Source organism: Mycolicibacterium wolinskyi (genome assembly GCF_002101965.1).
Classification (GTDB): Bacteria; Actinomycetota; Actinomycetes; order Mycobacteriales; family Mycobacteriaceae; genus Mycobacterium; species Mycobacterium wolinskyi.
This window is the reverse complement of sequence record NZ_LQQA01000023.1, coordinates 163,291-184,619: the sequence shown is the minus strand read 5'-3', so window position 1 is coordinate 184,619 and position 21,329 is coordinate 163,291. Positions and strand designations below refer to the sequence as shown.

The 21,329-nt window shown below is 67.7% G+C and carries 22 protein-coding genes and 1 pseudogene; 9 read left to right on the top strand and 14 right to left on the bottom strand.

Annotated features, from left to right (window positions below; genetic code table 11):
• The first annotated feature begins 87 nt into the window (after positions 1-87).
• A complete protein-coding gene (locus AWC31_RS20780; RefSeq protein WP_085145893.1) occupies positions 88-600 on the top strand; it encodes a SixA phosphatase family protein in 513 nt (170 codons plus the stop codon).
• Positions 601-673: 73 nt separating this feature from the next.
• Here AWC31_RS20780 and AWC31_RS20775 read toward each other — a convergent pair whose 3' ends face one another.
• Together AWC31_RS20775 and AWC31_RS20770 are read right to left on the bottom strand one after the other, a co-directional pair.
• Positions 674-1,234, bottom strand: coding sequence for a DUF3558 domain-containing protein (locus tag AWC31_RS20775; protein ID WP_085145892.1), 561 nt, complete (start codon positions 1,232-1,234; stop codon positions 674-676).
• Positions 1,231-1,824, bottom strand: coding sequence for a DUF3558 domain-containing protein (locus tag AWC31_RS20770; RefSeq protein WP_067850982.1), 594 nt, complete (start codon positions 1,822-1,824; stop codon positions 1,231-1,233). The genes AWC31_RS20775 and AWC31_RS20770 overlap by 4 nt, the downstream gene beginning before the upstream one ends.
• A gap of 118 nt (positions 1,825-1,942) precedes the next feature.
• Here AWC31_RS20770 and AWC31_RS20765 point away from each other — a divergent pair, with 118 nt between their 5' ends.
• The 4 genes and pseudogenes from AWC31_RS20765 to AWC31_RS20750 all read left to right on the top strand — a co-directional run bounded on the left by AWC31_RS20765 (position 1,943) and on the right by AWC31_RS20750 (position 5,968).
• The gene (locus AWC31_RS20765) at positions 1,943-3,679 is read left to right on the top strand and encodes an ABC transporter ATP-binding protein (RefSeq protein WP_085145891.1); all 1,737 of its coding nucleotides are present in this window, start codon (positions 1,943-1,945) and stop codon (positions 3,677-3,679) included.
• The gene (locus tag AWC31_RS20760; protein WP_085145890.1) at positions 3,676-5,568 is read left to right on the top strand and encodes an ABC transporter ATP-binding protein; all 1,893 of its coding nucleotides are present in this window, start codon (positions 3,676-3,678) and stop codon (positions 5,566-5,568) included. The genes AWC31_RS20765 and AWC31_RS20760 overlap by 4 nt, the downstream gene beginning before the upstream one ends.
• Positions 5,569-5,636: 68 nt before the next feature.
• Positions 5,637-5,777: pseudogene (locus tag AWC31_RS20755) on the top strand (hypothetical protein); the annotation flags it as partial.
• Positions 5,778-5,806: 29 nt separating this feature from the next.
• Positions 5,807-5,968 (top strand): hypothetical protein, encoded by a 162-nt coding sequence (locus AWC31_RS20750; protein ID WP_234816932.1) that lies wholly within the window; start codon positions 5,807-5,809, stop codon positions 5,966-5,968.
• On the opposite strand, the gene AWC31_RS20745 is transcribed toward AWC31_RS20750, so the two are convergent.
• Complete coding sequence (locus AWC31_RS20745) at positions 5,965-6,483, bottom strand: ATP-binding transcription factor AbmR (RefSeq protein WP_085145889.1); 519 nt, start codon at positions 6,481-6,483, stop codon at positions 5,965-5,967. The genes AWC31_RS20750 and AWC31_RS20745 overlap by 4 nt on opposite strands.
• Before the next feature lie 70 nt (positions 6,484-6,553).
• The gene (locus AWC31_RS20740) at positions 6,554-6,757 is read right to left on the bottom strand and encodes a hypothetical protein (protein ID WP_067850974.1); all 204 of its coding nucleotides are present in this window, start codon (positions 6,755-6,757) and stop codon (positions 6,554-6,556) included.
• Between the two features lie 117 nt (positions 6,758-6,874).
• On the opposite strand from AWC31_RS20740, the gene AWC31_RS20735 reads away from it, so the two are divergent.
• Together AWC31_RS20735 and AWC31_RS20730 are read left to right on the top strand one after the other, a co-directional pair.
• Positions 6,875-7,777 (top strand): AIM24 family protein, encoded by a 903-nt coding sequence (locus AWC31_RS20735; protein WP_234816931.1) that lies wholly within the window; start codon positions 6,875-6,877, stop codon positions 7,775-7,777.
• Positions 7,774-9,345 (top strand): class I adenylate-forming enzyme family protein, encoded by a 1,572-nt coding sequence (locus tag AWC31_RS20730; protein WP_085145888.1) that lies wholly within the window; start codon positions 7,774-7,776, stop codon positions 9,343-9,345. Before AWC31_RS20735 ends, AWC31_RS20730 begins: the two co-directional genes overlap by 4 nt.
• Here AWC31_RS20730 and AWC31_RS20725 read toward each other — a convergent pair.
• From AWC31_RS20725 to AWC31_RS20705, 6 genes are all read right to left on the bottom strand, one after another.
• Positions 9,342-10,592 carry an MFS transporter gene (locus tag AWC31_RS20725; protein WP_085145964.1) on the bottom strand — a complete coding sequence of 417 codons (1,251 nt, stop codon included), beginning with the start codon at positions 10,590-10,592 and terminating at the stop codon, positions 9,342-9,344. The genes AWC31_RS20730 and AWC31_RS20725 overlap by 4 nt on opposite strands.
• Entirely contained in the window at positions 10,589-11,686 is a 1,098-nt protein-coding gene (locus AWC31_RS20720; RefSeq protein WP_085145887.1) for a PLP-dependent cysteine synthase family protein, read from the bottom strand. The genes AWC31_RS20725 and AWC31_RS20720 overlap by 4 nt, the downstream gene beginning before the upstream one ends.
• A 96-nt stretch (positions 11,687-11,782) precedes the next feature.
• Complete coding sequence (gene lpqS, locus AWC31_RS38355; protein ID WP_474626682.1) at positions 11,783-12,124, bottom strand: putative copper homeostasis (lipo)protein LpqS; 342 nt, start codon at positions 12,122-12,124, stop codon at positions 11,783-11,785.
• A gap of 44 nt (positions 12,125-12,168) precedes the next feature.
• Positions 12,169-14,382: a heavy metal translocating P-type ATPase gene (locus AWC31_RS20715; protein ID WP_085145886.1), complete on the bottom strand. Its 2,214-nt coding sequence runs from the start codon at positions 14,380-14,382 to the stop codon at positions 12,169-12,171.
• Between the two features lie 11 nt (positions 14,383-14,393).
• Positions 14,394-15,275, bottom strand: a complete 882-nt coding sequence (locus AWC31_RS20710) for a DUF8832 domain-containing protein (protein ID WP_085145885.1) — start codon at positions 15,273-15,275, stop codon at positions 14,394-14,396.
• Between the two features lie 8 nt (positions 15,276-15,283).
• Complete coding sequence (locus AWC31_RS20705; protein WP_067850963.1) at positions 15,284-15,490, bottom strand: heavy-metal-associated domain-containing protein; 207 nt, start codon at positions 15,488-15,490, stop codon at positions 15,284-15,286.
• A gap of 75 nt (positions 15,491-15,565) precedes the next feature.
• On the opposite strand from AWC31_RS20705, the gene AWC31_RS20700 reads away from it, so the two are divergent.
• Positions 15,566-16,282: a response regulator gene (locus tag AWC31_RS20700; protein WP_067850961.1), complete on the top strand. Its 717-nt coding sequence runs from the start codon at positions 15,566-15,568 to the stop codon at positions 16,280-16,282.
• Positions 16,279-17,379 carry a HAMP domain-containing sensor histidine kinase gene (locus tag AWC31_RS20695; protein WP_085145884.1) on the top strand — a complete coding sequence of 367 codons (1,101 nt, stop codon included), beginning with the start codon at positions 16,279-16,281 and terminating at the stop codon, positions 17,377-17,379. Before AWC31_RS20700 ends, AWC31_RS20695 begins: the two co-directional genes overlap by 4 nt.
• Here AWC31_RS20695 and AWC31_RS20690 read toward each other — a convergent pair.
• The 4 genes from AWC31_RS20690 to AWC31_RS20675 form a co-directional block, all read right to left on the bottom strand.
• The gene (locus tag AWC31_RS20690) at positions 17,376-18,023 is read right to left on the bottom strand and encodes a DUF305 domain-containing protein (protein ID WP_085145883.1); all 648 of its coding nucleotides are present in this window, start codon (positions 18,021-18,023) and stop codon (positions 17,376-17,378) included. The genes AWC31_RS20695 and AWC31_RS20690 overlap by 4 nt on opposite strands.
• A gap of 64 nt (positions 18,024-18,087) precedes the next feature.
• Positions 18,088-19,203, bottom strand: coding sequence for an adenylate/guanylate cyclase domain-containing protein (locus tag AWC31_RS20685; protein ID WP_085145882.1), 1,116 nt, complete (start codon positions 19,201-19,203; stop codon positions 18,088-18,090).
• A 4-nt stretch (positions 19,204-19,207) separates the two neighbouring features.
• Positions 19,208-20,491, bottom strand: a complete 1,284-nt coding sequence (locus AWC31_RS20680) for a GAF domain-containing protein (protein WP_165766010.1) — start codon at positions 20,489-20,491, stop codon at positions 19,208-19,210.
• A gap of 44 nt (positions 20,492-20,535) precedes the next feature.
• Positions 20,536-21,315 (bottom strand): acetoin reductase, encoded by a 780-nt coding sequence (locus AWC31_RS20675; protein WP_067850951.1) that lies wholly within the window; start codon positions 21,313-21,315, stop codon positions 20,536-20,538.
• Positions 21,316-21,329 lie beyond the last annotated feature (14 nt).

Sequence of the window (21,329 nt, the reverse complement as noted above, 5' to 3'; positions counted from 1 at the left end):
TCCGTGCGTTGTATCAGGCAAGGCGAGTGTAGGTCTGGGCCCCGACAAGTCCGGGGACCTGCGTCGGCATGGCCTAGCCTGAGAAGAATGGCGACCCAAGCAAAGACCCTGCTCCTCCTGCGTCACGCCAAATCGGACTATCCCGATGGGGTCGTCGACCACGACCGTCCGCTGGCCCCGCGCGGGGTGCGGGAAGGTGCGCTTGCCGGTGACTGGATCCGCGCGAACGCTCCGAAGGTCGACGCGGTGCTGTGCTCGACCGCGACCCGGACCCGCGAGACGCTGGCCCGCACCGGGATCGACGCACCGGTGGAGTACGTCGAACGCCTCTACGACGCGACACCCGGCACGGTCATCGGCGAGATCAACGCCGTGCGATCACATTTCGGCACCGAGCCGGCCACGGTGTTGGTGATCGGTCATGAGCCGGCGATGTCGGCGGTGGCGCTCGGCCTGTCCGACGGGACGAATACCGCGGCGGCCGAGAACATTTCGCTGAAGTTCCCGACGTCGGCGATCGCCGTGCTGCGCCCGGCCGGGCCATGGGAGGACCTGGCGCTCGGCGGCGCCGAGTTGGTCACGTTCCACGTGCCGCGCTGAGAATGCGTACAGATCGCGAATTCAGCGGATTTCGCGATCAGAGTGCAGAGTCGGCGACAGCAGGCGGCCGAAATCAGGCATTGGTGGCGAGCGTGAGCTCCATGAGCTTGATCGCCATCGAGCACGCATCGATGCCCGGCGCCTGCGGGTTGACCCACCAGCCGACGACACCGGCGGCATCGCTGGCCACACCGCATGCCCCGTTGAGCCCGTTGGGCTTCATCACGATGGACTCGACGCCCTGCACGCGGCGCTGCTCGATCTGGTACTGAAGCTGCTGCGCGGTCTGACGTTCGTTGTCGAGGCTGCCCTGCTCGTACCAGAACCGGGTGATGTCCACGAGGCCCGCCGGATTGGCGGCCTGCCAGCGGCACACCGCGCCGACGAATGTGCTCTGGATGTCGAGCGGGTCGGCACCGACCGTCTCGGCGAGGATGTCGTCGGTCAGCACGTCGCACTCTTTGAGCAGGTTCGGGTACTGCTTCTCCGAGTTGTTGTTGCTCGGTCCGCCGCCCGTGCCTTCTCTGGCCGCGGTGCCGTCGACCGTGCGCGTACAACCGGTCAAGCCGGCAAACACCGCCAGCGCCGCGGCGACGGTCGCGATCCCCCGGCCCAGCTTGTTCTGCGAGCTCATTTCGAATTCACAATCGACTGACGGGTGAGCTCCTTGGCCACCTCGCACGGATCGGGATACGGCTTCTGGTTGAAGCTGATCGACCATTCGATGAAATCGTCGTCGAACTGGATGCCGATCTCACACAGGTTGATGTCGCCGGGCCTGCCCAACGGGTCTTCGCCGGTTGCGATGAAGCCGCTGTGCCCTTCGATGTTGATGTCTTCCACGCTGGTGCGCGACAGTTCCTCGGTCTTGCGTTCGCGGCCGATCGGGCTGCCGCGGAACCACGTGAACGAGAAGTGCGGGCCCAGGATGCTGCCACCCTGCAGCCACTGGCAGCCCGACGAGTTGGTCGCGGTGTTGACGAGCCCCTGAACCTGGGTCAGCTCCGACACGGTCTGATCGGTCACACCCCCGCATTGCGGGAAGAACGGGCCGTGCTTGGCGTCGGCCGCGGCCGGCGCCCCGGTCTGCGGTACCTCCGGGGAAGCGGGCTCGTCAGTGGAGCACGCAGCGAACACCGGAACCATTGCGGTGGCCAACACCGCCAGGGTTCTGGCGCCGCGCGTGCGTGCGATGGCGGCCGTGCTGACAGTCACGCCATGCACTGTAGCGGCAGCGTGACAGCCCAACCACCGACATGCCGACTGACCTGGACTTTCAGCCCTTTCGACACGTCAGCGGCCGAACATGAGCCGACACAGTCTGGTGTGCGACAGTAGCGGGATGCTCTGGGCGCTGCTGCGACAGTACGTGCGGCCGTACCGGCGGCTGCTGGCCGTGGTTGCCACGCTGCAGGTGATCAGCACCCTGGCCTCGCTGTACCTGCCGACGGTCAACGCCGCGATCATCGACGACGGCGTGGCCAAAGGCGACACCGGCCGGATCATCGAACTCGGCGGCGTGATGCTGGCCGTCACCGCACTGCAAGTGGTGTGCGCCGTGGGGGCCGTCTATTTCGGATCGCGGGCCGCGATGAGCTTCGGCCGCGACCTGCGGTCGGCGATCTTCAACCACGTCACGACGTTTTCGGCGGCCGAGACCGCGCGGTTCGGCGCGCCGTCGCTGCTCACCCGCACCACCAATGACGTCGGGCAGGTACAGCAGCTGCTGCAGTTGACGTGCACGATGCTGATCACCGCGCCGATCATGTCGATCGGCGGGATCTTCATGGCCTTGCACCAGGACGCCGGACTGTCCTGGCTGCTGTTGGTCAGTGTGCCCGTGCTCGCGCTGGCCAACTATTGGATCATCCGTCATCTCATGCCGATCTTCCGCCGCATGCAGCGCCTCATCGACGGCATCAACCGCGTCATGCGCGATCAGCTGTCGGGCATCCGGGTGATCCGGGCGTTCGCACGCGAACCGCTCGAACGGCAGCGGTTCGCCGAGGCCAACCAGGCACTGTCGGACACCGCGCTCGACGCCGGCCGCTGGCAGGCGCTCATGCTGCCGGTCACGACGCTCGTCATCAACATCTCGAGCGTCGCGCTGATCTGGTTCGGCGGTCTGCGCATCGACGCCGGTCACATGCTGGTCGGATCGCTCATCGCATTCCTGGCGTACTTCATGCAGATCCTCATGGCCGTGCTCATGGCGACCTTCATGTTGGTGATGTTCCCGCGCGCGTCGGTGTGCGCGGACCGCATCACGCAGGTGTTGTCGACGCGGGCCGAGATCGCGAGTCCGCCGCAACCCGTGCGCCTGCCCGCCATCGCGGGTGACATCACGCTCGACGGCGCGACCTTCAGCTATCCCGGCGCCGATCGCCCAGTGCTGCAGGATGTTTCGTTCACCGTGCCGCGCGCGACCACGACCGCCGTGGTCGGCTCGACCGGTTCGGGCAAGTCGACGCTGCTGGCGCTGATCTGCCGGCAGTACGACGTCACATCCGGCACCGTCCGGGTCGACGAGACCGACGTGCGCGATCTCGACATCGAACAGTTGTGGTCGGCGATCGGCCTGGTACCCCAGCGCGGATATCTGTTCTCGGGCACGGTCGCCGAGAACCTGCGGTATGGGAAGGCCGACGCCACCGAGGACGACATGTGGGAGGCGCTGCGGGTCGCCGCGGCCGACGACTTCGTCCGTGCCCACGCCCTCGGGCTCGACATGCCGGTGGCGCAGGGCGGCAACAACTTCTCCGGAGGACAACGCCAACGACTCGCGATCGCCCGGGCCGTGATCCGCCGGCCGGCGATCTATCTGTTCGACGATGCGTTCTCCGCGCTCGACGTCCACACCGACGCGCGGGTGCGGGCCGCGCTGCGTGACGTGTCAGCCGACGCGACCAAGGTCATCGTGTCGCAGCGGATCTCGACCGTCGTCGAGGCCGACCAGGTGATCGTCGTCGAGGACGGACGCGTCGTCGGCATCGGAACCCATGACAGCCTGTTGGCCGACTGCCCCACCTACGCCGAGTTCGCAGAATCGCAGTCGATCGCCGCCGGAGATCACCGATGACGGGCCCGATGCTGCGGCGCGGCGCCCTGCCGCAGGCCCCGCCCGAACGCACGCGCGATTTCAAGGGTTCGGCGCTGCGACTGGTCAAACGGCTGCTGCCGCAACGTGCGCTGGCTATCACGGTGATCCTGCTCGGCGTGGCCGGTATCGCGATCGGCGTCATCGGCCCGAGAATCCTCGGGCACGCCACCGACCTGTTGTTCAATGGCGTCATCGGACGCGAACTGCCCGCGGGGCTCACCAAAGAGCAGGCGATCGATGCCGCGCGGGCACGGGGCGACTCCACGTTCGCCGACCTGCTGTCCGGCATGAACGTGGTACCGGGGCAGGGCGTCGACTTCGGTGCGGTGGCGCGCACGCTGGCCCTCGCGCTCGGCCTGTATCTGCTTGCCGCGCTCTTGGTGTGGTTGCAGGCCCGCCTGCTCAACGTCACGGTCCAACGCACCATGGTGGCCCTGCGGGCCGAGGTCGAGGACAAGGTGCACCGACTGCCGTTGTCCTACTTCGACTCCCGCCAGCGCGGTGAAGTGCTCAGCCGCGTCACCAACGACGTCGACAACATCCAGACGTCGGTTTCGATGACGATCAGCCAACTGCTGACCGCGGTGCTGACGGTGTTCGCGGTGCTGGTCATGATGCTGACCATCTCGCCGCTGCTCGCCCTGCTCGCCGTGGTCACGGTGCCGCTGTCGCTATGGGTGACCCGATGGATCACCCGCCGATCGCAACGACTGTTCGTCGCGCAGTGGCGCAACACCGGCCGACTGGCCGCCCACGTCGAGGAGACCTACAGCGGCTTCACGATCGTGAAGACCTTCGGTCACCGCGCGGCCGCACAGCAGCGGTTCGCCGAGCTCAACGACGAGGTCTATCAGTCCAGTTTCGGCGCGCAGTTCTTCTCCGGCCTGGTGGGCCCGGCGACGATGTTCATCGGCAACCTGAGCTACGTCGCGGTCGCGGTCGTAGGCGGATTGCAGGTGGCCACCGGGCAGATCACGCTGGGCAGCATCCAGGCGTTCATCCAGTACGTCCGCCAGTTCAACCAGCCACTGTCCCAGGTCGCCGGGATGTACAACACGCTGCAGTCCGGGATAGCCAGTGCGGAACGGATTTTCGATCTGCTCGACGCCGACGAGCAGACCCCCGACGACCCAGCCGAACTCGACAATCGCACGGGAAGAGTCGAATTCGAACGCGTCAGCTTCAGTTACCTGCCGGACACCCCGGTGATCGAGGATCTGTCGCTGGTGGCCGAACCGGGCAGCACCGTGGCGATCGTCGGGCCCACCGGCGCGGGCAAGACGACCCTCGTCAATCTGCTGATGCGCTTTTACGAGGTCGATTCCGGGCGCATCCTGGTCGACGGTGTCGACATCTCCACCGTCAGCCGCCAATCGCTGCGCTCCTCGATCGGCATGGTCCTGCAGGACACCTGGCTGTTCGGCGGCACGATCTACGACAACATCGCCTACGGCCGGCCGGATGCCACCGAGGACGAGGTCATCGAAGCCGCGAAGGCGGCCTACGTGGACCGGTTCGTGCACACATTGCCCAACGGGTACGAGACGCGCGTGGACGACGACGGTGGCAGCATCAGCGCCGGCGAGAAGCAGCTGATCACGATCGCCCGGGCGATCCTGGCCCGGCCCCGCCTGCTGGTGCTCGACGAGGCGACCAGCTCGGTCGACACCCGCACCGAGCTGTTGATCCAGCATGCGATGACCGAGTTGCGCCGCGACCGCACGAGTTTCATCATCGCTCACCGGCTTTCGACGATCCGCGACGCCGATCTGATCCTCGTGATGGTCGCCGGGAAGATCGTCGAACGCGGCAGCCACGAGGAACTGATGGAGCGGCACGGCCGATACTGGGAAATGACGCAGATCTAGCGCCCATTACAAACCGTAGTGTCGGTGTAATGACGCCCCGGACCGTGCACACGTTCTGCCGGTACTGACTGGCGTCGTGCGGCCTGGAGGTGACGGTCGAGGACAACCGGGTCCAGAAGATCTCGGCCGACAAGCTCAACCCGCACAGTCGGCACGACTTCTGCGCCAAGGGCCGCACCGCGGCTCAGGCGCTCGAGCATCCGCGGCGGTCAGCGACCGCCCGCGCCGAGGCGTCGTGGTGATCGACCACGGCTGGGGTTCAAGGGTTTTCGATCCGTACGGCGGTGCACCGCAGTCCTACGGGGTGAACCGCAACGTGCTGGCCGACGGCACGTCGGTGGATCCGCTGTCGCAGACCTCGACGCTCGGATCGGTCTACGTCGGCGTCGAGCGCGTTTAGACCCCAGGGCCTTCGGCACGCAGATCGTCGACGGTCTTCATCGCCTCGCGGAGCTTGGCCAGCCACTCTTCGGTGTGTTCGCCGACCAGTCGCACGGACCAGGCCAGCGCGTCGGAGCGCGACCGAGCCACACCGGCGTCGACCAGGGTGTCGAGCACCTGGCGTTCAGGCTGCCGTAACCGCGTCATCACCGGAACGGCGATGTGGGTGAACAGAATTCGTTCCGGCGGCGTCCCGACCTCGACACCCCAGGAGACCTTGCGGCCGAACCGGTCCTGCGCCTCGTCGGCGATGCGCATCCGTTCACCGCGGGTCTCTTCACGGAATCGGGCGGCCCGCCCAGAGGCGCGTGCCTCGCTTTCACCGTCGGCAGGCTCGGGTAGGCGGCCGATGACGGTGATTTCTTCACGGTCGACGATCACGGTCGGATCGCCGGCGAACCAACTTTCGGGCAGGCGTCCGGCGAACCACTCCGCCGCTTCGCCCGCGTCGTGGCGATGATGTTGACGCTTCATGATTACATGATTACACCGTTACACCCCTGCTAGGGCGGCGTTCGCCATGAGCGAACATGGTGGCGTCCGGTCAGCCGCGCTTCATCAACAACGCTGCGCCGCCGGCCAGGATGAGGGCCACCAGCAGTAGGCCCGCCCAGCCCGCACCGAACACCCACCACACGACGCCCAGCGCGACGAGCACCGGTGAAGCGGCGAACAGCACCATGCCGGGGTGCTGCTTGAAGACCGCGAGCGCGCCTTGTGCACGGATCGGGTCGATTTCCTTTGCCATGCCACCAGAATGCCAGCGTTCGGCACGCCCCGGGCACGGATGAAGGGTGTTCGCACCGGCGCCGGTGGCCTAGTGTCGATTCCGGTCCCGTCGTACCTCAACCCAAGGAGTGAATCCGTGAACGGTCCCCGCCCTGGTAGCTGGCTGCCGGATCCCGAAGGCCGCTACGAGTACCGCTGGTGGGACGGGCAGGCCTGGACCGACCAGGTGTCACACCAAGGCCAGGTCGGCCGGGCGCCGCTGGGCGGGCCCCCGCCGGGAAGCGGCGCGCCCGCGTCGCCGGCCGCACCCGAGCAGCCTCAGCACCAACCTCAGCACCAGGCCCAGCCGCAGCCGCAGGGCGGCGACGGATTCGCCGGGATCACCGGCGATCTCATCGACGGCCGGTTCAGCGAGAAAGAATCGGCCGCGATCGCGAACCAGAACGACCGGATGCTGCGGGTCCGCCTCGGTGAGCCCTTCATGGCCCGCCAGGGCTCGATGGTGGCCTACCAGGGCAACGTCGACTTCGCGTTCGAAGGTGGCGGCGCGAGCAAGTTCCTCAAGAAAGCCCTCACCGGCGAAGGTCTGCCGCTCATGCGCTGCCAGGGGCAGGGCGACGTGTTCCTCGCCGATCAGGCCAATTACGTTCACCTGCTGCACCTGACCAACTCGGGCCTGTCGATCAGCGGCAAGAACGTCCTCGCGTTCTCGTCGAGCCTCGACTGGAACATCGAGCGCGTCAAGGGCGGCAGTATCGCGACGGGTGGTCTGTTCAACACGACGTTGCGCGGCAGCGGCTGGGTCGCGCTGACCACCGACGGTCCCCCGGTGGTGCTCAACGCCGGCGAGGCACCCACGTTCGCCGACACCAACGCCGTGGTGGCATGGTCGTCGCACCTGCAGACCCAGCTGAAGACCAGCTTCAAGGCAGGCGCGCTGATCGGGCGCGGCTCGGGCGAAGCACTGCAGGTGGCATTCCATGGCAACGGCTTCGTGATCGTCCAGCCTTCCGAGGGATTGACCATCCCGGTCCAGTGACGACGTCCGCCTGGGACACCGGCGTCGAGAGCGACGGCTATGCCGGGCATCCCGGCTTGCGCTACCGCAGCGCACCGGGCTCACCGGCCGAGTTGATCGGCGCCACTGCTCATTTCACCGATCGCACATTCTTGGTCCACGGTGCCCGGCGAATCACCTACAGCGGCTTTCGCCGGGCACTCGGGCCCGCCGCCGAGTACCTGACGGGCCTGGGCGTCCGGCCCGGCGACCGAGTACTGCTGTTCGGCTTCAACAGCCCCGAATGGGTTGTCACGCTGTGGGCGCTGTGGCTCACCGGCGCGATCCCCGTGCTCGGCAATCGGTGGTGGGGCGCCGCGGAGATCGAGCACGCCGTGACGCTGCTGCAACCACGCCACGTTTTGACCGACAGCGGGTCTGTGTTCACCGCGCCGACGAGCGCGCTGAGCGATCTTGCGGCGGCCATCGACAACCCAGGCGATCAGGAACCGGAACCGGGACCGCAGCCCGATCCCGACGACCCCGCCCTCATCCTGTTCACGTCCGGCAGCTCGGGCATGCCGAAAGCCGTTGAACTGAGCGGCCGTTCGGTGATCTGCAACCAGCAGAACATTCTGGGCCGCACCAATCGCTTTCCGGATCTGATTCCGGCCGACGCCCCACAGGTGGTCAGCCTGGCCACCACGCCGATGTTCCACATCGGTGGACTGTCAAGCCTCGTCACGCACTTCCTCACCGGAGGCCGGATCGTGTTGACGCAGGGCCGCTTTGACCCCGGACAGATCCTGCGGCTGATCGAAGCCGAGAGAATCCAGATCTGGGGCGCGGTCCCGACCATGGCCGTACGCCTGCTGGAGCACCCGGACTTCGATCGCTTCGACCTGACGAGCCTGCGCTCGTGGCCGCTGGGCGGTGCCCCGGTATCGCTCGAGCTCCTGGACCGGATCCGGGTGAAGCTGCCCAATCTGCGCCGACGCGGCCTGAGCAACACGTGGGGTATGACCGAAGCCGGCGGCTTTCTCACCGTCGCCGATGGGCGCGACCTCTTGGAACGGCCCGGTACGGTCGGCAGGCCGTACCCGGTCGTCGAACTGCGGATCGACGCGCCCGACGAGACCGGGACGGGCGAGGTGCTGGCCCGCTCCCCCGCCGTCATGCGCGGCTACGTGGGCGGATCCGAACCCATCATCGACGCCGAAGGTTGGCTGCACACCGGCGATCTCGGCCATCTCGACGCAGACGGCTATCTCTACATCGACGGTCGACGCAAGGACATCGTGATACGGGGCGGCGAGAACATCGCCTGCCCGCACGTCGAAGCCGCGCTGACGACACATCCCGCGGTGGTCGAAGCGGCGGCGATCGGGCTGCCACATCCCGACCTCGGGGAGGAGCTCGCGGCCGTCGTCGTCTACCGGGAGGGCGACACCCCGCCCACCGAGGATGTGTTGCGCCACCATCTGTCCGGCCTGTTGTCGTCCTTCGCCATCCCCACTCGTTGGCTCATCCGTACCGCGCCGCTGCCCACACTCGCCGGTGAGAAGGTCGACAAGAAGTCCTTGGCGGCCGAATTCCCTTCCACCGGTTAGAGTCTCGCCGCGAGTCGAGCGTCCAGGTGCCGCCCACGGTCGAGCGCATACAGCGCCAGGGCAGAAGCCACCCCGACTCCCATCAGGCCGAGCCACACCAGCTCGGCCAGACCGGCCGCACGGGCGGCGCCGATGACGGTTCCGGTCGCCACGTTGCCGAGCAGGATTCCGACGCCGACGATCGTGTTGTAGAAGCCGTAATGCGTGGCGACCAGACGGTCGCCCGAAAGCGCCACGACCGTGTCCATCTCGAACGGGAACACCGCCGCCGAACCGAGCGCCAGCAGCGCGGCGGCGAGGATCAGCGCCGCCACGGCCACGGGTGAACCGAACCGCCCCGCGTCGGGCACCACCGCCAGGGGCACGAATGCCACGGCCAGCAGCAACAACCCGACCACGAGGCTGCGGCCACGCCCCCAGCGGGCCGAGAACCATCGCGTGATACGCAACTGCCCTGCCACCGCGACCAGACCCGACACCACGAAGAGCGCTGCGACGAGGCCGGATTCGGATCCGGGCCACAGTGCCGCGGCCTGCAGCGGCAACGCGAGGTACACCTGGAAGGACAACACGTACGACCCGATCATCGCGACGGCGAACAGCAGGAAGGACCGGTTCGCCACGACACTGCGCCAGTCCTGCAGGACCGAGCTGCGCTCAACCACAGGTTCGGCCCGGTGCCCCGGCAACGCGAACAACTGTGCCACCGTAAGGATCGCGAAAACCCCGGCTGCCACTCCGGCTGTCACGCGGAAATTGAACGCCAGCAGTGCCATTCCGACCAAAGGGCCGAGCAGGATGCCGGCTTGATAGAAGACATTGAACGTGGCGAATGCCTGCAGGCGGCGCTCGCCGGCGTCGGCCGCGAGGTAGGCCCGCACTGCCGGATTGAACAGCGCGCCGGCGAATCCGGTTGCCGCTGACGCGATCAGCATCGCCGGTAGCGTGTCGGCCACCACGAGTAGGCCGAATCCACCGGTGCGCAGCAGGCAGCCGGCCACGATCAGCGGCTTGTACCCCAGCCGGTCGGCCAAGGTCCCCCCGACGATGAACATGCCCTGCTGGGAGAAGTTACGCACGCCCAGGACCAGTCCCACCGCCCACGCGGCCAGCCCGAGCGGACCGGCGAGATACCCGGCCAGGTAAGGCATCAGCATGTAGAAGCCGAGGTTGATGCCGAACTGGTTGACCATCAACAGCCGGCTGGGCAGGTCGAAGCTGCGGAACTGGGTGATCAGACCGGTCATCGCGGCACCGCCATGGGATCCACGACCGTCGTGCATCGCGTCCACGATCCGACCACCCGGTCACCCGGCCGGTCGATCACCTCGGGCTCCCGCGGCGGCGGACCGTCCAGCAGGCCGTGTTCGCGGCAGTAGTCGTCGTTGTAGACGGTGTCGAAATAGCGTTGCGGGCCATCCGGGAACACCGCGGCGACCGTGGTGTCGGCCGGGTGGTTTCGCGCGGCCCAGCCGGCGACCACACTGACCGCGCCGACACTCCAGCCACCGCTCGCGTAGTAGGTCGACGCGAGGGTTCGGCATGCCCACACCGCCTCGGCAGGCGCGATCCAGTGCACTTCGTCGAACGCCGCATAGTCGACGTTGCGGGGATAGATGCTCGAGCCGAGGCCGCGCATGATCCGCGTGGCCGCCGGCTGGCCGAAGATCGTCGAACCGATCGTGTCGACGCCGATCAGCTTGAGCCGGGGGTTGGATTCCCGCAACACGCGGGCCACCCCGGCGGAATGGCCGCCGGTGCCCACCGAGCAGACCAGCACATCGATCCGGCCGAGTTGCGCGGCGAGCTCGAGCGCCAGCGGGCGATATGCGTCGACGTTGTCGGGGTTGTTGTACTGATCGGGATACCACGAGCCCGGGTGTGCCGCGAGCAGCTCGGCGACCCTGTCGCGGCGGGCCTGCTGCCATCCACCCTTAGGATGTGGCCTGGTGACCGGCTCGATGTCGGCGCCGTAGGCGGTCAGCATGCGCGCGATGATCGGCTCAAGACCCGGATCGGTCACCAACGTCACCGGATGGTGGTAGACGGTTCCGGCGAACGCCAGGCCGAGTCCGAGTGTGCCGCTGGTCGATTCGATGATCCTGGCGCCGGGCTTCAGGTCGCCGCGGCTACGGGCGCGTTCCACCATGTGCATGGCGGGCCGGTCTTTCATGCCGCCCGGGTTGTAACCCTCCAATTTGGCCCAGAATCCGCGGCCGTCGCCGGTGAAGGGCGCGGAGATCCAGAGGGCCGGAGTGTGTCCGACCATGGTGTTGGGGCCGCGGTTTCGCCGCAGGCCGGCATGTGTTGTGCGGTGGTCTTTGAACAGGACGTGGTTCATGCGTCATCGTTTCTGTATTCGTGCCACGGCGCGCGTGGCAGCCCGTCTGGACAGCGTTGGGCGGTGTGCCGCTTGGCACGTGCCCGGCGCTGCCGATCAGCGGCGCGAGATACAGAACCGGACGAGTCGAGCTCGGCCGGTGAGGGTGGGGGCCTGGCGGTCGGGCGGCCCCCGTGACGGTCCTACGGCGAGGCAACCCGTAAGCAGAGCGCAACCGATACCGATGGCCACCAGAACGAGTAGGGACAGAACCGTCGCCGCACGTGGAAGTACGACATTGGCGAACGTCTCCGGTGCGTGTGGAGCACTGTTGTCGTCAGCGTGCGGGTGATCCACGATCACCGCGGCCTGGTCGCCGATGGCCGCCGCGACGGCGTGTGGATGGTGTACCGCATGATCATGCGACGCCGGCTTCCACTCACCTACGATCGCCAACATCCAGCACGCAATCGCCGCTACGACCACGAATCGCAGCAGTGAGCTCATTTGAATCGACGCAACCGCAAGCTGTTGCTGACCACGAACACCGACGAGAAGGCCATCGCGGCACCCGCCAGCATCGGGTTCAGCAGACCGGCCGCGGCCAGCGGCAATGCGGCGACGTTGTATGCGAAGGCCCAGAACAGGTTGCCCTTGATGGTGGCCAAGGTCTTGCGCGACAACCGAATCGCGTCAGGGGCGGCGCGCAGGTCACCACGCACGAGGGTGAGATCGCTGGCCTCGATGGCGACGTCGGTTCCGGTTCCCATGGCAAGGCCGAGGTCGGCCTGCGCCAACGCCGCGGCGTCGTTCACCCCGTCGCCGACCATCGCGACCACGTCGCCCTCGGCCTGCAACCGCTTGACCACATCGACCTTGTCCTTGGGCAGCACCTCGGCGTAGACCTCGTCGATGCCGACCTGGCCGGCGATGGCCTTGGCCGCCGCTTCGTTGTCTCCGGTCAGCATGATCGGCTTGAGCCCGAGTGCGCGCAGTTGGCTGATCGCCTCTGCCGAGGTCGGTTTGACCGCATCGGCCACCACGAGGACACCGCGCGCCTTGCCGTCCCACCCCACGGCGACAGCGGTGCGGCCCTGCGCCTGCGCGTCGTTCAGCGCGTCGGTGAGCTTCGGCCCGAGCGGTTGTGACCAGTCGGACAGCAGGCGGCTGCGGCCGACCACGACACCGTGTCCGTCGACAACCCCTTGCACGCCAAGGCCTTCGACGTTGGTGAAGCCTTCGACCTGCGGCAGGTCACCGACTTTGTCCTTGGCGCCCTTGGCGATCGCGCGGGCGATGGGATGTTCGGAGGCGTCCTCGACGGCACCGGCCAGGCGGAGAACCTCGCCGGGTTCTTCGTCGTCGGCGACGATCACGTCGAGCAGTGTCATCGTGCCGGTGGTGACGGTTCCGGTCTTGTCGAGCACGATCGTGTCGACCCGGCGAGTCGATTCCAGGACCTCGGGCCCCTTGATGAGGATGCCGAGCTGCGCGCCGCGGCCCGTGCCGACCAGCAGCGCGGTGGGTGTGGCGAGTCCGAGCGCACATGGGCAGGCGATGATCAGCACGGCCACCGCCGCGGTGAACGCCGCGGCGACCGATCCCCCGGTGCCGATCCAGAAGCCCAGGGTGCCCACCGCGAGCGCGATGACGATCGGCACGAACACGCCCGAGATCCGGTCGGCCAGCCGCTGCGCCTGGGCCTTGCCGTTCTGCGCGTCCTCGACGAGCCGGGCCATCTGCGCGAGCTGGGTGTCGGACCCGATCCGGTTGGCGCGCACCACGAGCCGGCCGCCGACGTTGACGGTCGCCCCGACCACCTGATCGCCGGGCGCCACCTCGACGGGCACGGATTCGCCGGTGAGCATCGACGCATCCACGGCTGACGACCCGTCGACCACCACGCCGTCGGTGGCGATCTTCTCACCGGGCCGCACCACGAACTCGTCGCCGACGGCCAGTTGGTCGATCGGGATGCGTTGCTCCGCACCGTTTCTGCGCACCGCGACGTCTTTGGCGCCGAGCTCGAGCAGTGCCCGCAGCGCGGCACCCGCGCGGCGCTTGGACCTGGCCTCGAAGTACCGGCCGGCCAGGATGAACGTCGTGACGCCTGCGGCCACCTCAAGGTAGATGTTGCCGCTGCCGTCGGTACGCGATATCGCCAGGGAGAACGGATGCGTCATTCCGGCGACCCCCGCGGTGCCCCAGAACAGCGCATACACCGACCACCCGAACGCCGCGATCGTGCCCATCGAGATCAGCGTGTCCATGGTGGCGGTGCCGTGGCGCAGGTTGAGCCACGCCGCGCGGTGGAACGGCAGCGCACCCCACACCACCACCGGCGCAGCCAGCGTCAGCGAAAGCCACTGCCAGTTGGTGAACTGCAGCGCAGGAACCATCGCCATGGCGATCACCGGCACGGTCAGTACGGCCGACACGATGAGCCGGGTGCGCAGTGCCTGCAATGCCCCGGTGGGGTCGTCCTCGTCAGTCGCCTCGGCGGTTGTCTCCGCTTCGGGCAGCTGCGCGGTGTAGCCGGCGGTTTCGACGGCCTCGATCAGCTGCTCGGGGGTGACCTCGCCCGCGACGTCGACGTGCGCCTTCTCGGTCGCGTAGTTCACGGTCGCGGTGACCCCGTCGAGCTTGTTGAGCTTGCGCTCGATGCGGGCCGCGCACGAGGCGCAGGTCATCCCACCGATCTGCAGTTCGACCGTCATGGCGACTCCTCTCAGTGGCTGTGGCCGTGCCCGTCGGGCGCAGTTCCCTGCTGCCCGGTGGCCGGCACGGATAGGGTGAATTCGGCCGTTCGCACCACGTCGCGGTGCTTGAAGTCCAGATAGAGCCGGTACTCACCGGCGCTCGGGAAACCGGTGTGGAACCCGATCCCCGGACCGGCCGGGGTGGCCGGGTCGGCGGGGTCACCCATCGGATGCACGTGCAGGTAGTCGAGGTCTGCGGCGCGCAGCGCGACGAGGTGACCGTACGCACCGAGATACGGCTGCAGGTCGGTGACGGGCTTTCCGTCACGACTGACCGAGAGCGTGAGTTCGGACGACTCGCCCGCCGTCGGCGCACCGGCGAGGGCCACGGTATAGCCGTCGACGGTCGTTGTCGTGGCCGGAGGCGGCAGCGGACGCGGCCGATAGTCGCCTGCGACACGCAGATCGGCACCGAGGGTCGTCGCGTCGCCGCCCCGCGGGACGAAATCGGCGAATACGCGATAGTCGCCGGCCTCGGAAAAGTTCAATGGGATGCTCCAGATACCGGTGTCATCCATGGTCGGGTGTACGTGTTGATACCCGGCGAGGTCGCGTCGCACCACGATGAGGTGCAGTTGTTTTTCATGGCTTTCGACGTATTCGGTCACCGCGGCGTTCGAGCCGTCGACGATCCGGAACCGCACCGGCACCTGCTTGCCCGCCTGCACGAGCGGTTGCGCGAGTTCCAGCGTGTAGGCATCTTGCTCGTCGGTGGCCGCCGGCTCGGGGTGATCGGCCGGTGCGCTCACCGGTGCGTCGACCGGCCCCCACAGCGTCCCGAGCCCGAGTGCGACGGCGAACACCACCGCGAGGGCCGCGGTGTACGCGGCGATCTTCTGGGGCGCGTTCATGGCGTGACTCAGCTCGCTACCTGGTAACCGGCTTCGGCGACGGCCTCGGCGATCGCACCTTCGTCCAGCTCGGTGTCGCTGGCGATGGTCACGAGGCCGGTTGCGAGGTCGACGTCGACCGTGGTCACGCCGGGGATGCTGCCGACCTCTTCACGCACCGAGCTCGCGCAATGTCCGCAGGTCATGCCGGTGACGGTGACGGTCTGGGTGCTCATGCGGTTCCCTTCTACAGTCCGATCTTCGTTGTCCAATTCATACTATACCCCCCTAGGGTATTAACGTGGGCTCTCATGCACCATAAGGGAGTGGATCGAATACCGGGCGGCTACCGTGCCCTCGTCGTCGACGACGAGGTCCCGCTCGCCGGAGTCATCGCGAGCTACCTCACGCGCGAACAGTTCGAGGTCAGCATCGCCCACAACGGACATGACGCCGTGCGGCTGGCGCGCGAAGTCGACCCTGACGTCGTGGTGCTCGACCTCGGCCTGCCCGGCGTCGACGGCGTCGAAGCCTGCCGCCAACTGCGCACGTTCTCCGACGCCTATGTGGTGATGCTGACCGCGCGCGATACCGAGATGGACACGATCGTGGGCCTGTCGGTCGGCGCCGACGACTATATGACCAAACCGTTCAGCCCGCGTGAGCTCGTCGCCCGCATCCGCGCGATGCTGCGCCGGCCCCGCACCACGACCCCGGCCGCCGACGCCCGCGTGTTCGGACCCCTGCGCATCGACGTGGCCGGGCGTCAGGTGTTCATCGACGACGAGCCGATCATGTTGACGCGCACCGAGTTCGATGTGCTTGCCGCGTTGTCGGCCCGGCCCGGCGTGGTGCTCAGCCGTCGTCAACTCCTCGAAACCGTCTGGGAACCCACCTATGTCGGCAACGAGCACCTCGTCGATGTGCATATCGGTCACCTGCGCCGCAAACTCGGCGACGATCCGGCCGCGCCGCGTTTCGTGACGACGGTCCGTGGCGTCGGGTACCGCATGGGTAGCGGGCAATGACCGCCAGACACCGCCCCGGCCTCGGTGCGCGACTGTTGCTCGCGCAGGCGCTGGTGCTGGCCATCGGTGCCGCGACGATCGGGCTCGTGGCCGCGATCGTCGGGCCGCCGCTGTTCCGTGAACACCTGCACCGGGCCGGTGTGTCGGGGCCGTCCGCCGAGCAGATGCACGCCGAAGAGGCCTACGTCTACGCCACGCTGATCTCGGTCGGCGCCGCCCTGTGCGTATCGGTGCTCGCCGCGCTCGTCGTCACCTGGTACTTCAGTCGGCGGCTGCAACGGTCGGTCACCGACGTGGCACGCGCGGCGACCGCCGTGGCCGACGGGCACTACGACTCGCGGGTACCACCCCCACACCTCGGCGACGACTTCGACACCCTGGCGCGTGCGTTCAACCAGATGGCCGGCCGCCTCGAAGCGGTCGATGCCGGCCGTCGCCAACTGTTCAGCGATCTGGCGCACGAGATACGCACTCCCATCTCGGTTTTGGAGGCTTACTTCGAAGCGGTCGAAGACGGGGTGAGAACGCTTGACCCCGAAACCGTTTCGATGCTGCGGGCACAAACCCACCGACTGGTCCGATTCGCCGACGATGCCGCCGCGCTCGCGCACGCCGAGGAGAGCCAGGCCACCTTCACCCCCGTCGCGGTTTCGGTACACAGCGTGGTGGACAGTGCGGTGACCGCAGCACATGACCGGTTCGACACCAAGGGCGTGACACTCGAGTCTCACATCGCACCGGAAGTGCCACGGCTGTGGGCAGATCCACATCGGCTCGGGCAGGTGCTGGGCAATCTGCTCGACAACGCCCTGCGGCACACCCCGCCCGGCGGCCGCGTCTCGATCGAAGCCCGCGGCCACGACGGCACCGTCACGCTCAGCGTCGCCGACACCGGCGAAGGCATACCCGCCGAACACCTCCCACACATCTTCGAGCGGTTCTACCGGACGGACACCGCACGCGACCGCGACCACGGCGGCTCCGGCATCGGCCTGGCCATCGCCAAGGCGCTCGTCGAAGCCCACCGTGGCCGCATCAGCGTCGAAAGCACGGGTGCTGGAACCACATTCACCATCACCCTGCCCGCCGATGGTTAAAGCGAGCCGAGCAGGCCACGCATGGCGTCGATCTCCTGCTGCTGCGTGGTGACGATCGTGCGAGCCATCTCGACGGCATCCGGGAACTGACCGCCGTCGATTTCGTCCTGCGCCATGGTGATCGCCCCTTCATGGTGCGCGATCATCTGGGTGAGGAACAGCTTGGCGGCTTCGACACCCTGCGCGTTCCGCAACGCGGTCATGTCGGCCTCCGACATCATCCCCTGCATGCCGGCCATTCCCCCGGACATGTTGCCGTGGTCCATGTTCCCGTGGCCGCCGGTCATGGGCGGCATCGGCGGGTTACCCCACTGGTCGAGCCAGCGCTGCATCTGCTCGATCTCGGGACCCTGCGCGCCCTTGATCTGGGTCGCCAGGTCGGTCACCCGCGGGTCGATGCCCTGCTTGGCCAGCAGCATGTCGCTCATCTCGACGGCCTGCTGGTGATGCGGAATCATGTGCTGGGCGAACATCACGTCGGCGTCGTTGTGCGCCTGGGACTGGGCGCTGACCTCGCTGGACGCGGTGACCGATGCCGAGGGACCGGCCGCCGTCGGTTGGGTTTCGCTGGTGTTGCTACAGCCGGCTGCCACGGCGACCGCGACGAGTGCGCCTGCGCCGACCAAAGTTGTTCGTTTCCACATGACTCCGAGCCTGCCGACTGTCGATGTGGCTGCCCTCGTCGTTCTGTGAAGATTCGATAAAGGCTCAGCTCTGCGATCGCGCGCGGAAGAGCTTGACGTCGCCCTTGATGCCTTTCAGATGGCGCGCGCCGGCGAAAGACCAGGTGAAGCGGTCCGGATCGCCGATTGCTTCGCGCGTGGACTCGGCCACCAGCACCGTGCCGGGCCGGGCCACGCCCGTGACGCGGCTGGCCAGGTTCACCGGGCTGCCGAACCAGTCGCCGGCCCGGCTCACCGCGAGCCCGGATGCCACACCCACGCGCAGCCGCGGGAAATCCTCGTCGGTTTCGGTGGCGGCTACGAGCGCCAGCACGGCATCGAGCAGCGCGGCCGGATCGGGGCTCACGAGCATGACGGCATCCCCGATCGTCTTGATCAACCGCACCGGCGGCACGGCAACCTCCCGCGCGGCCTCTGCCAGCCGATTGGCCAGTCGCTCAAGGTCTTCCGGCGGGACCACCTCGCCGAGCCGCGTGAACCCGACGATGTCGGCGAACGCGACCGTGACCAGCCGGGCGCCGGGCAGCGGCACGCCCTCCTCACGCTCGGTCGCGTTGACGGCCTCGGTCTCCATCGCGTGGCGCAGCTGGACGAACAGCAGGTCCTGAATCATCGGCCCCAGCAGCGGAGCCGCCTCGGCCACCAGGGCTTCCGACGCCTGCGCGGTCTCCAACTCCGTGGCCCCCGGCTCCAGCACGGCTGCCAGCGCGGCATAACGCATCACCTCGGCCGCACGGCTGAGCCCTTCGGAGAGCACGCGGTTGATCAGGACGATCTGGTCCGGGTCGATCCCGAGCTCGATGAATCGCTGCGCGAAGGCCACCGCCTCCGCGTCCGCACGCAACAACACCGCGGCGTCCGGATCCTCGACCGTCGGTAATCCCATCGCCCGCTGCAGCCGCTGCAACAGTTCGAGGTCGATGCCGCTCTGCTCGCTGATCTCGCGCGCCGAGACATAGCTCCCGTCATCGCCTGCGACGCGTCGCGATGCCAGCAGCATCGGGTTGATGGCGTCGCGGATCTGGTCGGCGCATATGCCGCGGGCCAGAAGCCAGTCGATCAGCTCGGCGCGTTCGGCACGCGCGTCGCCCTCCAGGCCGTCGAGGAGCCCCGCCGTATCGAGCTCGGTCTGTTCAGACACCCCGTCACGGTATCCCGCGGGCCGCCCGCACGGCCGGCGCCGTCGAAGAGGTGAGAAGCGTTGACAAGTCTTGGGGATACCGCACGTCGACGGCCACCGAATCCCCGAAGCGGTACGGCTTGCCTGCCACCAGACCGACGAACTGCTTACGCAGGCGCGACATCTCGGCGCGGACCGTCACCACCCGCGACCGGTCACCGTAGAGGTCTTCGGCGAGTTCGGGCGCCGACCGCCCTTGCGGACAGGTGGCCAGCACCAGCAGGATCTCGGCGTGTCGCGTGGAGATGCCCCGCCGCCAGCTGCCGAACTGGCCCACCATCTCCAGCGACGGTTCGTTCCCGTCCCGTAGATCGAGGGTCACCCGCGACACCATGGGGCTGGATTCGGCGTCACTGGTGACCCGCACCAGCCAGCCGTCCGGCAGCGACTCCACGTCACACATGCCCAGCGGCGGGATCCACACCCGTCCCGGCATTCCGTTCTCCGGCAAGAGGATTCGGTTGTGCAGCGGTAGTGAGTCCACCGCCGCGACCCACCCGTGCGGATCGACCGCGAGCGCGGGACTGCCCATCCGGGCGAGGATTGGCGCCGACACCGTACGCAACCGGTTGAGGGTGCGGTCGTGTGCTTCACGCAGTTTCGACTCGGCGAGCCGGGCCACCAGATCGACGAGTGCGACCGTCGTCGGGTGCACTGTCGCGGCGGGGCCGGACACGTCGACGATCCCGATCACATGACCGGTGCGCGGATCGCGGATCGGCGCACCCGCGCACGTCCAGGGGTGGTGGCTGCGCAGGAAATGCTCGGCGGAAAAGATCTGCACCGCGCGGTGGGAGGCCAGCGCCGTTCCGATGCCATTGGTACCGACCGAGCTCTCACTCCACGACGCGCCCTCGATGAAGCCGAGCCGGTCGGCGAAATTGAGCACGCGCGGCGAGCCGGAACGCCACAGCACCCGGCCCCTGGCATCCGCCATGACCAGGATGTTGTCACCCTCCTCGATCACAGACTCCAGCCCGCGCGAAACGTCGTCGAGGACCGTCAGCAACCCCGAGGACTGCCGCAGCATGTCCAGCCCGCTCGTGTCGATATCCGGCGGAAAATGATGCTCGGGATGAATACCCTTGCCCAGCAGCCGATTCCACGAGTCGGCGATCAACGCGCGCGGCCGCGCCGGTGCCCGGGCGCCCGACATGGTGGCGTCGTAGACCTCCGACAGCAGCATGGCGTAGCGCCGCGGGTCGTCGCCGGGCGCGACCGCGGGCTCAGGTACTGACGAACCGGCCATCACCCACGATTGTGCTCCACGTCACAAGTTAATGCCGACTCGCCCTACCGATACACCAGGCCGCCGTCGATCAACCCGGCCTGCCCGGTCATGTACGCCGCATCGGGCCCGGCCAGGTAGGAGACGAATCCGGCGACGTCATCGGGGGTTTCCGGCCGGCCGAGCGCGATGCCGCCGACGTACTGCTTGAACGTCTCGCCGACCTCGGCTCCGGTCAGTTCGGCGAACCTCTTGTCGATCTCCACCCACATGTCGGTGCCGACGATGCCCGGGCAGTACGCGTTCACAGTGATACCCGCCGACGCGTACTCCTTGGCCGCGGCCTGGGTCAGCCCGCGCACCGCGAACTTGCTCGCGCTGTACACGCCGAGCATCCCGAAACCGTCGTGACCGGCGATCGATGACGCGTTGATGATGCGGCCGGGTCGGCCGAGCTCGATGAACTTCGCCGCGGCCGCCTGGATGCCCCACAGCACGCCGTCGACGTTGATCGACCACACGCGCGCGACCTCGGCGGGCGTGACATCGGCGATCGGCCCGACCAGGGCGATGCCGGCGTTGTTCACCATCACGTCGAACCCGCCGAGTGCGTTCGCGGCGTGCTCGACCGCGGCATACACGGCGTCGCGGTCGCTGACGTCGGCGACGAACGTCGTCGCCTTGGAACCGATCGCAGATACCTCGTCGGCCACCGCATCGATGCCGTCGCTCGCCACGTCGACCAGCGCGACGTCGGCGCCGTCCCGAGCCAGCCGCAGCGCGATCCCGCGTCCGATACCCCGGCCCGCGCCGGTGACCAGCGCGACCTTGCCTTCAAGTGACATGTGTTCTCCTACTT